At 60.8% G+C, this 11,246-nt stretch carries 10 protein-coding genes; 2 read left to right on the plus strand and 8 right to left on the minus strand.

Annotation, left to right across the window (positions count from 1 at the left end; translation table 11 throughout):
- Positions 1–249: 249 nt before the first annotated feature.
- From choV to DBR24_RS04640, 3 genes are all read right to left on the minus strand, one after another.
- Positions 250–1,428: a choline ABC transporter ATP-binding protein gene (gene choV, locus DBR24_RS04630; protein ID WP_123469427.1), complete on the minus strand. Its 1,179-nt coding sequence runs from the start codon at positions 1,426–1,428 to the stop codon at positions 250–252.
- Entirely contained in the window at positions 1,425–2,270 is an 846-nt protein-coding gene (gene choW, locus DBR24_RS04635; protein ID WP_128614048.1) for a choline ABC transporter permease subunit, read from the minus strand. The genes choV and choW overlap by 4 nt, the downstream gene beginning before the upstream one ends.
- A gap of 66 nt (positions 2,271–2,336) precedes the next feature.
- The gene (locus DBR24_RS04640) at positions 2,337–3,281 is read right to left on the minus strand and encodes a choline ABC transporter substrate-binding protein (protein WP_123469423.1); all 945 of its coding nucleotides are present in this window, start codon (positions 3,279–3,281) and stop codon (positions 2,337–2,339) included.
- 434 nt (positions 3,282–3,715) lie between these two features.
- On the opposite strand from DBR24_RS04640, the gene DBR24_RS04645 reads away from it, so the two are divergent.
- Positions 3,716–5,092, plus strand: a complete 1,377-nt coding sequence (locus tag DBR24_RS04645; protein ID WP_128614049.1) for an L-serine ammonia-lyase — start codon at positions 3,716–3,718, stop codon at positions 5,090–5,092.
- A gap of 523 nt (positions 5,093–5,615) precedes the next feature.
- Positions 5,616–6,719: a GlxA family transcriptional regulator gene (locus DBR24_RS04650; protein ID WP_064589578.1), complete on the plus strand. Its 1,104-nt coding sequence runs from the start codon at positions 5,616–5,618 to the stop codon at positions 6,717–6,719.
- Between the two features lie 114 nt (positions 6,720–6,833).
- Here DBR24_RS04650 and DBR24_RS04655 read toward each other — a convergent pair whose 3' ends face one another.
- The 5 genes from DBR24_RS04655 to DBR24_RS04675 form a co-directional block, all read right to left on the minus strand.
- Complete coding sequence (locus tag DBR24_RS04655; RefSeq protein WP_016983943.1) at positions 6,834–7,097, minus strand: hypothetical protein; 264 nt, start codon at positions 7,095–7,097, stop codon at positions 6,834–6,836.
- Positions 7,098–7,491: 394 nt separating this feature from the next.
- Positions 7,492–8,655, minus strand: a complete 1,164-nt coding sequence (locus DBR24_RS04660; protein WP_128614050.1) for a gamma-butyrobetaine dioxygenase — start codon at positions 8,653–8,655, stop codon at positions 7,492–7,494.
- 23 nt (positions 8,656–8,678) lie between these two features.
- Positions 8,679–9,155: a thioesterase family protein gene (locus DBR24_RS04665; protein WP_123469415.1), complete on the minus strand. Its 477-nt coding sequence runs from the start codon at positions 9,153–9,155 to the stop codon at positions 8,679–8,681.
- Positions 9,156–9,591: 436 nt separating this feature from the next.
- Positions 9,592–10,557, minus strand: coding sequence for an L-carnitine dehydrogenase (locus tag DBR24_RS04670; RefSeq protein WP_123469413.1), 966 nt, complete (start codon positions 10,555–10,557; stop codon positions 9,592–9,594).
- 140 nt (positions 10,558–10,697) lie between these two features.
- Positions 10,698–11,246, minus strand: a 549-nt coding sequence (locus DBR24_RS04675) for a 3-keto-5-aminohexanoate cleavage protein (protein ID WP_146188956.1), incomplete at its 5' end; no start/stop codon positions are given.

The following is an 11,246-nucleotide window of genomic DNA, read 5'->3' on the forward strand; positions in this document are numbered from 1 at the left end:
CACCCCAACCCTCCCGAAACGTCGGACCGCCCGTAGGGAGATGGAGCTGACCGAGGTGTCTGGCGTTGTACATCGACCTGAAAGATCGAGTCGATTATGGATTCGGTGAAGCAAGATCAGGTCGGTGTAGATCTGCAGCATCCCCCGGTCGGTCCCCTCTCCCTTTGGGAGAGGGCTAGGGTGAGGGGGCTTTTCCCTGACCCAATAAAAAAGGGATCGCTCACCGCGATCCCTTTTTTTATCCCTGCCTTAACCGAGGTTCTTGCCCAGCAACGCGTGATACAACTCACTGTCGCCCAAGATCCCCACCACATGGTTGTTGTCGTGCAGCACCAGTTTGTTGCCGGTCTGGTAGCGAATCTGCAGCGCGTCACGCATACCGATGTTCGAATCCACCAGCGTCGGCTTGCGCTCCAGAGCCTCCACGGCTTGGCCCGGTGCCCAGTTCTGCAGGTTCAGCACCGAACCGTTCTGCCGCGCGCCTTTGATGGTGTTGCCTTCGGCCAGGTCCAGCCACGAATCGCCGCCCGGATCGAGGCACACCGAACCGTTGATGCGTTTGCAGTTGTCCAGGGTGCGCATCAGGCTGCGGCCGCAGAGCACGTTGAGCGGGTTGGTGTGGGCAACGAAGGTGCGCACGTAGTCGTCCGCCGGGTTCAGCACGATCTCTTCCGGCACGCTGTACTGGATGATCCGGCCGTCTTTCATGATCGCGATGCGGCTACCGAGTTTCAGCGCTTCATCAAGGTCATGGCTGACGAACACGATGGTCTTGCTCAGCTTGCGTTGCAGTTCCAGCAGTTCATCCTGCAGACCCTGACGGATCAGCGGGTCGAGTGCCGAGAACGGTTCGTCCATCAGCAGGATATCGGCGTCCATCGCCAGTGCCCGGGCCAGGCCTACGCGCTGCTGCATACCGCCGGAGAGTTCGTCAGGCTTCTTGTTGCGCCATTGGGTCAGGCCAACCAGTTCGAGCTTTTCATCGACGAGCTTCTTGCGTTCCTTCTCCGGGCGACCCTGCATTTCCAGTCCGAAACTGATGTTCTCGCGCACCGTCAGCCACGGCATCAGGGCGAACTTCTGGAACACCATGGCGATGCGTTTGGTGCGCATCATTTTCAGCTCGGCCGGGGTGCAGGAGGCGATGTCGATCTGGCGGTTTTCATGCTCGACGAACAGCTTGCCGCGGCTCACGGTGTTGAGGCCGTTGATGCAGCGCAGCAGGCTCGACTTGCCGGAGCCGGACAGGCCCATCAGCACGCAGATCTCGCCCTTGTTGATGTCCAGCGTGGCTTTTTCCACACCGACAATCTGTCCGGTCTTTTTCAGGATCTCGTTGCGGGTCATGCCCTGATCCAGCAGCTTGAGCGCCTCGCGCGGATCCTTGGAGAAGATTACGTCGACGTCTTCGAAGCGAATTATGCTCATGCGTCACCCCCTACTTTGGCGTCGGGTTGTTTGCAGATACGGTCGAGCATGATCGCCAGCAGTACGATCGCCAGGCCCGCTTCGAAGCCCAGGGCGATATCAGCAGTGTTCAGTGCGTTGACCACCGGTTTGCCGAGTCCGTCGGCGCCCACCAGTGCCGCGATCACCACCATCGACAGCGACAGCATGATGCACTGGGTGATGCCGGCCGCGATGCTCGGCATGGCGTGAGGCAGTTCGATCCGTGAAAGCAATTGGCGACGCGAGCAGCCGAAGGCCTTGCCGGCGTCCATCAGTTCTTGCGGGACATCGCGGATGCCCAGGTAGGTCAGGCGGATCGGCGCAGCGATGGCGAACACCACTGTGGAGATCAGGCCCGGCACCACACCCAGCCCGAAGAGGGTCAGAGTAGGAATGAGGTAAACGAAGGTCGGTACGGTCTGCATCAGATCGAGTACCGGACGCATCAACGTGTAGAACATCGGTTTGTGCGCGGCGACGATGCCCAACGGCACGCCGATGACCACGCAGACCAGGGTCGCGAACATGACCTGGGCGAGGGTTTCCATGGTTTCCTGCCAGTACCCCAGGTTGAGGATCAGCAGGAACGAGGCGATTACAAAAGCAGTCAGTCCCCATTTGCGCTGGATGAAATGCGCGAGCAATGCAATGAGGCCGATCAAGACGAAGGGATTGAACCAGGTCAGCGCAAACGTCACGCCGTGGATCATCGTTTCCAGGGTCACGGCGATTGCGTCGAAGGTGCTGGCGCCGTGTTGCGTCAACCATTCAACGAAGCCCGCGATGTACTGGCCTAAAGGGATTTTCTGATCAATCAGCATGGTAGTGAACGTCCGCATGCAAGGAAATAAACAGCCCGGACGGCTTACGCCGTCCGGCATAAGCGATTACTGCAGTTTGGCTTTCACGGCCTCCAGGCCAGGTTTACCGTCAATGGTGGTCACGCCAGCGAGCCAGGTATCGAGCACCTGTGGATTCTTCTTCAGCCAGGCCTTGGCAGCCGCGTCAGGCTTCATCTTGTCGTCGAGGATGTTGCCCATCAGTTCACTTTCCATGTCGACGGTGAACTCCAGGTTCTTCAGCAACTGGCCGACGTTGCTGCATTCCTCGGCGTAGCCCTTGCGGGTGTTGGTCGCCACGGTCGCTGCACCGAAATCGGGGCCGAAGAAATCGTCGCCACCGGTCAGGTATTGAATCTTGAAGCGCTTGTTCATCGGGTGCGGTGCCCAGCCGAGGAAGACCACGGCGGTGTCGCGTTTCTGCGCCCGGTCGACCTGCGAGAGCATCCCCGCTTCGGACGATTCCACGACCTTGAAGCCGGCGTCCTTCAGGCCGAAGGCGTTCTTGTCGATCATGCTCTGGATCAGACGGTTGCCGTCGTTACCTGGCTCGATGCCGTAAATCTTGCCGTCGAGTTCTTTCTTGAATTTGGCGATGTCGGCGAAGTCGTGCAGACCCTTGTCATACAGCGCCTGAGGAACGGCGAGGGTGTACTTGGCGCCCTTCAGGTTGGTGCGCACGGTTTCCACGGTGCCGGCATCGCGGTAGGCCTTGATGTCGTTTTCCATGGTCGGCATCCAGTTACCCAGGAACACGTCCATGTTCTTGCCGTCGGCCAGCGACTTGTAGGTCACGGGCACGGAGATCATGGTGGTCTTGGTCTTGTAGCCGAGGGCGTTGAGCACGACGCTGGTGGTCGCGGTAGTCGCGGTGATGTCGGTCCAGCCGACATCGGAGAAGTTAACGGTACTGCACTGCGCCGGTTCTGCGGCTTGAGCCAGTAACGGCAGACTCAGCATGGCGGCCAACAACAACGACGGGGAACCTTTCATGGATGGACTCCTTGGTGTTTTTTTTGGCAGTGTTCCGACTGGACCACCGCACTTATAGGTTGCGGTTGGATGGCGTTCTGGAGACAGCTCTACCACGGCGCCTTGCAATCGAGTCATAACGATCATGTACCAGTGAAAATCTGACGCCTACAGGGTGGGTCGTATCCAGTACAGGGATGGTCGCATCCAGTGTCAGTGACGTCGTTTACAGCTTTTTTCAGCCCCGTTTGGCCATCTGAACCGCATAAAAACGGCGAAAACCGGGGACGAAAGCGGCACGGCGTTGGTGGGCATGAGTGCGTCGGTGTCAGACGCCGTGCGCCCCGACAAAAGCCTGATGATGCGGGCATTCCGGCGGATCGCAGCTTGAGCGTAGCAGCTCCGCCAGCGGGCGCTTCAAGCCCGGGAACGGCATCCTCAGGAGCTCTGCAGCAATGGCTATCAGCGTTTTCGACTTGTTCAAAATCGGCATCGGCCCGTCCAGTTCCCACACCGTCGGGCCGATGCGCGCCGCGGCGTTGTTCGTCGAGTCGCTCAGGGACAAACACCTGCTGGAACAGGTGCGTCGTATAGAAGTGCAACTGTTCGGTTCGCTGTCGGCCACCGGTATCGGGCATGGCAGCGACAACGCGGTGATCATGGGCCTGATGGGCGAGTGGCCGGACGCAATCGACCCGTCGCAGATCGGCCCGCGCATCCAGGCCCTGCGTGAAACCCACACCCTGTTATTGGATGGGCGCTTGTCGGTGCCGTTTGTCTGGGCGCGCGACATGCGCCTGATCGACGAGAATCTGCCGTTCCACCCCAACGCGATGACCCTGATTGCCGAAGGCGATCACGGGGATATTCATCGCGACACCTACTATTCGGTCGGTGGCGGTTTTGTGGTGGATCAGGCGCAGGCCTCCAGCGGTGTGGTCGATCTGGATCGCACCGAATTGCCGTATGACTTTTCCAGCGCGGTCGAGCTGCTGGAACTGTGCAAACAGAACAACCTGCGCGTCGCTGAACTGATGATGGCCAACGAAAAGGTCTGGCGCAGCGAAGAGGAAATTCGCGCCGGGCTGATGAAACTGTGGCGGGCGATGCAGGATTGCGTCGAGCAGGGCCTCAAGCACGAAGGCATCCTCCCCGGTGGTCTGAATGTGCGCCGGCGCGCGGCGAAGTTGCATCGCAGCCTGCAGGAACTGAACAAGCCCAACGTGATCGGCTCGACCCTCAGCGCCATGGAATGGGTCAACCTGTTTGCCCTCGCGGTCAATGAAGAGAACGCAGCCGGTGGGCGCATGGTCACGGCGCCGACCAATGGTGCAGCGGGGATCATCCCGGCGGTGTTGCACTACTTTATGAAGTTCAGTGAAGCGGTGACTGACGCCAACGTCGTCGACTACTTTCTGAGCGCGGCGGCGGTGGGCATTCTGTGCAAGAAGAACGCCTCGATCTCCGGTGCCGAAGTCGGCTGCCAGGGCGAGGTCGGTTCGGCCTGCGCAATGGCGGCGGCGGGGCTGGCGGAGATTTTGGGCGCGACGCCGGAGCAACTGTGCAACGCGGCGGAGATTGGCCTGGAGCATAACCTCGGGCTGACCTGCGATCCGGTCGGCGGGCTGGTGCAGGTGCCGTGCATCGAGCGCAATGCGATTGCGGCGGTGAAGGCGATCAACGCGGCGCAGATGGCGCTGCGTGGGGACGGTCAGCACTTTATCTCGCTGGACCGGGTGATCCGCACCATGCGTGATACCGGTGCCGACATGCATGACAAATATAAAGAGACGTCGCGGGGTGGGCTGGCGGTCAGCGCGGTTGAGTGCTAAGTCAGCGCCACCGAGGTGAATTCTTCGCGAGCAAGCTCGCTCCCACAGGAGAACGCATTCCAAATGTGGGAGCGAGCTTGCTCGCGAAGGCGTCAGACCAGTCAAAACTGCTCGCTAACGGAACACACATAACCGCAGGCGCCACCTTTTAGCGCGTCGCAATCAGATAAGAGTCTTTCCCAGCCACAGTGCGCCATTTGCACCACCTACCGTCCGTCACCCGTGCCTGCGGTGACACTCACCGTAAACTGCGCGCAGGCCCGTTCCCACAAGTGCTACCGATTTGCTCACACGCCTCGGGGCAGGGCGCTCAGCGACACTAATGGCACTTCGAAACACCTTTCGTCGGACGTCTTGAATAGACACGTCGCGACGTCGTTTTCAGGAGTTATTGAACAGCCATTCAATTTTAGGCATGGCAATTGCTCTGTCATAACAAAGCCCGTCTCCCACGCGAGAACGCTGGCAATAACAAGAGCCTCCGCCTGAGGCCATCACCCGCTTTGTGTGAGGAGATACCGCGATGACGTCGTTCAACTCCGGGGCTCAACCCCAGAACCGTGCGCCTCAATCCATCGGCTTTCTGCTGCTGGACAATTTCACGCTGATTTCCCTGGCCTCTGCGGTAGAGCCGCTACGCATGGCCAACCAATTGTCCGGTCGCGAGCTGTATCGCTGGAGCACCCTCACCGTCGATGGTGGTCAGGTGTGGGCCAGTGACGGTCTGCAAATCACCCCCGATGCCTCCATGCACAAAGCGCCACCGCTGGACACCGTGATTGTCTGCGGCGGGATCGGCATTCAACGCACCGTGACCCGTGAGCATGTGTCGTGGTTGCAAAGCCAGGCGCGCCAGTCCAAGCGTCTCGGCGCCGTGTGCACCGGCAGTTGGGCTCTGGCCTGCGCCGGCCTGCTCGACGGTTTTGATTGCAGCGTGCACTGGGAATGTCTGGCGGCGATGCAGGAAGCTTTCCCGCGCGTGGCGATGAGCACTCGCTTGTTCACCCTCGACCGTAACCGCTTCACCAGCTCTGGCGGTACTGCGCCACTGGACATGATGTTGCACCTGATCAGCCGCGATCACGGCCGTGAGCTGTCCGCCGCGATCTCGGAAATGTTTGTCTACGAACGCATCCGCAACGAACAGGATCACCAGCGTGTGCCGCTCAAGCACATGCTCGGCACCAACCAGCCGAAGCTGCAGGAAATCGTCGCGCTGATGGAAGCCAATCTGGAAGAGCCGATCGACCTCGACGAACTGGCGGTGTATGTCGCCGTGTCGCGTCGACAGCTGGAGCGCCTGTTCCAGAAATACCTGCACTGCTCGCCGTCGCGCTACTACCTCAAGCTGCGCCTGATCCGCGCGCGGCAGTTGCTCAAGCAGACGCCGATGTCGATCATCGAAGTGGCTTCGGTGTGTGGTTTCGTGTCGACGCCGCACTTCTCCAAGTGCTACCGCGAATACTTCGGCATTCCGCCGCGTGACGAACGCGTAGGCTCCAACACCACCCAGCAAGTGGCGATGATGCCGCTGCCGCAGGCAATCGTGATGTCGCCGCTGTCGGGGCCGATGTCGGCGTTGAGTCAGGCGCGTAATGAGTCGACATTTGCCAGTGTGAGGCTGTAGACCGGGTCGCCCCTATCGCTGGCAAGCCAGCTCCCACAGGTTCTTTGGTGATACAGATATCTTGATCACACCGAACAGCCCTGTGGGAGCTGGCTTGCCAGCGATGGCGGCCTGTCAGGCGCTATGGCTTTGCTGGTAATCCGCCAATGCCGGCAACAACTGCTTGTCGATTGCCTGGCGCACCGCAGGCTGGATACTGGCGCCGCTGGTGTACATGTCCTTGACCATCTTGCGCAGTTCAAAGGCGCGAACGTTATCCAGACCGCGCACCGCGCACTCGCAAGCCTGATCGGCGGTAGTGCCACTGGGTACTTGAATACCCAACGCCTTGAGCTGGCCCAGCAAATCTTCCTGATCGATCAAATCGGCATACATCATGACGCGCATCCTTCTTCGGTAACGGAGGTCGTGGCTCGATTCTGGTAGCCATGCCGGAGCACGGCAAGGGCGATTTGTCGCAGTGGCTGCGACGGCTATGAACAGGTCGTTTTCGGCTAACTCAGTGCCAAGGGGAGTGGGCAAACTGGCGCAAGCTCGCTACAGACGGTTTGGTCACCCTCGGCTGGCAGCTCCTCAACAGTACCCTCTGCCCCGATCCTGTCACGGCTTGTATCGGGGCTTTTTTTGGTCTGTGAATCAGAGATGTTCGCGTTGTTTTTGCTGACGCCATCGCTGGCAAGCCAGCTCCCACAGGTTTTGGGCCTTGTCACTGATCTGTTGTCGGCGCCGACCCTGTGGGAGCGGGCTTGCCCGCGATGAACGATGACGCGGTTTACCTTTGCAACACCAGAATGCGCGACAACAACTCATCCCGATCGACATAGCAACCCTGGAAATGCCGCGCCCCGGTGGCCGGGTCAAACGCATTGCGCGCATGCAGCGTGCGGCGGTTATCGAAGCACCACAGCTCCCCTGGATTAAGCCGCTGCATCAGCCGAAACCGTGGCTCGCGGGTCATCGCGATCAAGCGTCGATAGGCGCGATACAGCAGCGGCATCTGCTCCACCGATGTATCGAATGCCCCGCGCAGAAAGTTCGCCATGCGAATCTCCGCAACCCGCCCCAACGCATCCAGAGCAATGATCGGCGCCAGGCAGCGATAGTCGCTGTGGCGATCCTTGTTGCGGAATTCCACGGGGATTTCGCACAGCGCGTGAAACAGCTGCGGCGCTTCCTGACGCAAGGCGTCGGCAATCGCAAAACCATCGACAAAAATACTCTCGCCACCCGCGGCGTCATTCACCAGGCAATGCAGAAACTGCAGCCCCGGTTGCAGCTCGCGAGTCGGCAAGTCCGTGTGCAATGGCAGGTTGAAAGCGGTGTAGGCGTTGCTGTCGGCATCGGCCTTGGATTGCACGTTGAACAGCACGCCGAAATTGCTCTCGCGGATAAACGAAATACGCTGCGCGATCAGCTTCAGCGAGCCCGGGTCGGTGGGCACACCGCGCACCTGGGTCAGGCCGATGTCGCGCACCGCGATCAACCATTGCAGCAGGGCGCTGTTGTCATTCATCAGCGCGGCGTAGTCGAACACCGGCAACTGCAAATCGCTGCGCCACAGGCAGGCTTTGGGCTTGGCGGCCAGACGTTCGGCCCGGGACGCGTCATCGTAGGCGTGCGCGCGCAGCCACCCGGGGTCGAAGCGGCTGCGGTGGCCGTCCTGCCAGTCGATGCGCAGGCAGCCGTCGCTGTCGATGTGGGTACTGGCGGGGGTGAGGTCCGGCGCGGCGTCGACGATCTCGAACACTTGCTCGCGGGTAACACTGTAGACGCACTGCTCGCAGGGGCAGTTGTCCCGCAACCAGACATGATGAAACGGGCTGAAACGGCCGTCAGCCCATTCGATGGCAACGCGATCCGCCAGGTTCTGCACGCCACCGAGCGCGCTGATCAACGGATAAGTACGGAAGTCGGCAACAGCGGCAGCGGTGTTCATGGCGGCTCCTTGCGATAGATGATTTACCGGGCAGGTGGCAGGGCGATGACCCGGCCGATGTAAGCGGGAGCGGGCAGGTCTTGTTGCTCGACGACGATGGCTTGCAGCCGGCTCAGGGTGTCCGGGGTGAACGGTGCCGAGCGCGGGCCGGCGAGGTCGACGTGCAGCAGCATCTGTTCGTTGCCGGCCAGTTCCTGATCGCCGCCAACCAGGTGCAGGCTGTGATAAAGGTGCAGGCGTTTGCTGTCATGGCCGATGATTTGCGTGCGCACTTCGACCTCGGCGTCGAGCTTCACTTCGTGCAGGTAGTTGAGGTGCAGTTCGAGGGTGAACAGTGAATGGCCGCTGGCTTCGCGGTTGTTGCTGTCCATGCCGAGGCGGTCCATCAGGGCGTCGGTCGCGTAGCTGAAAATCAGCAGGTAGAAGGCGTCGCGCAGGTGGCCGTTGTAGTCGACCCAGTCGGGGATGATGGTGGTTTGGTAGGTGGTGAGGGTGGGCATGATTGGGTTCCGGTAGTTGGCGAGTCGTTAAGATCAAGAGCTACCCCCTCACCCCAGCCCTCTCCCCCAGGGGGGAGAGGGGGAAAGGGAGCAGATCCGGGGGCCTTTCAAAACTTGAGTTCGGCTCGGTGGTGCAAGTCGGCTTAGCTCGCATGAACACCTCGGTCAGTCCCCTCTTCCCCAGGGGAAAAGGGAGCAGATCGGGGGCCTTTCAAAACTTGAGTTCGGCTCGGTGGTGCAAGTCGGCTTAGCTTGCATGAGCACCGCGGTCAGTCCCCTCTTCCCCCAGGGGGAAAGGGAGCAGATCCGGGGGGGCTTTCAAACTTGAGTTCAGCGCGATAGTTCAGGTCGGTGCAGCTCGCATGAACACCTCGGTCAGTCCCCTCTCCCTCCGGGAGAGGGCTAGGGTGAGGGCCGCGATGTCATGCCAGCCCCATCACTCGCTAAAACTCATCCCATGCTTTTCCTTGGTGCTCTTCACCGCCTCCAGCACCGCCAGCAGACAATCATCACGATAGCGCTCCAGCGCCGAAATGCTGTGCCGGCCCAACTGATCACTGGTGCCATCGACTACATCGTCGATCAGCTTGTCGGTCAGCTCCGGTGCTGGCAGATAGGTCCACGGCAACTGCAATGCCGGGCCGAATTGCGACATGAAGTGACGCATACCCGCGTCACCGCCGGCCAGGGTGTAAGTCAGGAAGGTACCCATGAACGACCAGCGCAGACCGGCGCCAAATCGGATTGCATCGTCGATCTCGCCAGTGGTCGCCACGCCATCGTTGACCAGGTGCAGTGCCTCACGCCACAGCGCTTCGAGCAGACGGTCAGCGATGAATCCCGGCACTTCCTTGCGCACGTGCAGCGGGCGCATGCCGAGGGATTCGTAGACTGTCATTGCCGCTTGCACGGCTTCGGGCGCGGTGTTCTTGCCGCCGACCACTTCCACCAGCGGCAACAGGTAAACCGGGTTGAACGGGTGGCCGACCACGCAGCGCTCAGGATGGGTCGAACTCTCGTAGAACTCGCTCGGCAACAGGCCGGAAGTGCTCGAACCGATCAAGGCATTGGGTTTGGCCGCCGCGCTGATTTTGCTGTGCAGCTCGAGTTTCAGTTCCAGACGTTCCGGGGCGCTTTCCTGGATGAAGTCGGCATCACGCACGCATTCCTCGATGGTCGCGACAAAGCGCAGACGATCCTGCGAAGCGCCAGGCGCCAGGCCGTTTTTCTCCAGCGCGCCCCAGGCATTGGCCACGCGTTTGCGCAGCGCGGCTTCAGCGCCAGGCGCCGGGTCCCAGGCCACCACGTCGAGGCCGTGGGCGAGGGCGCGCGCAACCCAGCCGCTGCCGATGACACCGCTGCCAAGGGCGGCGAAGGTTTTGATGTCGGTGATAAAGCTCATGGTGATTTCCTGAATAGTTCGGCGATCAACTGTGGGAGCGAGCTTGCTCGCGAAGGGGGCGGTACATCCGCAGCATCTTCATCAGCAGATCCATCGCATTCGCGAGCAAGCTCGCTCCCACAGGGTTCGAGGTGGGGCAATTAACCGCGCTGGGTCAGGCCCATTTTCTTGCGGCCTTCGGCCGGGGTCAGCACCCGGGCGCCAAGGCGGCTGAGGATCTCGGTGGCGCGTTCGACCAGTTGGCCGTTGGTCGCCAGCACACCCTTGTCCAGCCACAGGTTGTCTTCCAGACCGACCCGCACGTTGCCGCCGAGCAACACCGCTTGCGCGGCCATCGGCATCTGCATCCGGCCGATGCCAAACCCGGCCCACACCGCATCGGCGGGCAGGTTATCGACCATGGCTTTCATGGTGGTGGTATCCGCCGGCGCGCCCCACGGGATGCCGAGGCACAACTGGAACAGTGGGTTATCGAGCAGGCCTTCCTTGATCATCTGCTTGGCGAACCACAGGTGCCCGGTGTCGAAAATCTCCAGCTCGGCCTTCACCCCCAGTTCGGTGATGCGCTTGGCGCCGGCGCGCAGTTGTGCCGGTGTGGACACGTAAATGGTGTCGCCATCGCCGAAGTTCAGGGTGCCGCAATCGAGGGTGCAGATTTCCGGCAATAGCTCTTCAACGTGAGCCAGACG

The sequence above is a fragment of the Pseudomonas sp. HMWF006 genome, from assembly GCF_003061205.1.
GTDB classification, from domain to species: Bacteria; Pseudomonadota; Gammaproteobacteria; order Pseudomonadales; family Pseudomonadaceae; genus Aquipseudomonas; species Aquipseudomonas monsensis.

Excerpts from the sequence above, each read along its gene's own strand:
- DBR24_RS04645 (WP_128614049.1), top strand. The coding sequence starts at position 3,716 with ATGGCTATCAGCGTTTTCGACTTGTTCAAAATCGGCATCGGCCCGTCC.
- DBR24_RS04640 (WP_123469423.1), bottom strand. The coding sequence starts at position 3,281 with ATGAAAGGTTCCCCGTCGTTGTTGTTGGCCGCCATGCTGAGTCTGCCG.
- choV (WP_123469427.1), bottom strand. The coding sequence starts at position 1,428 with ATGAGCATAATTCGCTTCGAAGACGTCGACGTAATCTTCTCCAAGGAT.
- DBR24_RS04665 (WP_123469415.1), bottom strand. The coding sequence starts at position 9,155 with ATGCCCACCCTCACCACCTACCAAACCACCATCATCCCCGACTGGGTC.
- DBR24_RS04670 (WP_123469413.1), bottom strand. The coding sequence starts at position 10,557 with ATGAGCTTTATCACCGACATCAAAACCTTCGCCGCCCTTGGCAGCGGT.
- DBR24_RS04660 (WP_128614050.1), bottom strand. The coding sequence starts at position 8,655 with ATGAACACCGCTGCCGCTGTTGCCGACTTCCGTACTTATCCGTTGATC.
- choW (WP_128614048.1), bottom strand. The coding sequence starts at position 2,270 with ATGCTGATTGATCAGAAAATCCCTTTAGGCCAGTACATCGCGGGCTTC.
- DBR24_RS04650 (WP_064589578.1), top strand. The coding sequence starts at position 5,616 with ATGACGTCGTTCAACTCCGGGGCTCAACCCCAGAACCGTGCGCCTCAA.
- DBR24_RS04655 (WP_016983943.1), bottom strand. The coding sequence starts at position 7,097 with ATGATGTATGCCGATTTGATCGATCAGGAAGATTTGCTGGGCCAGCTC.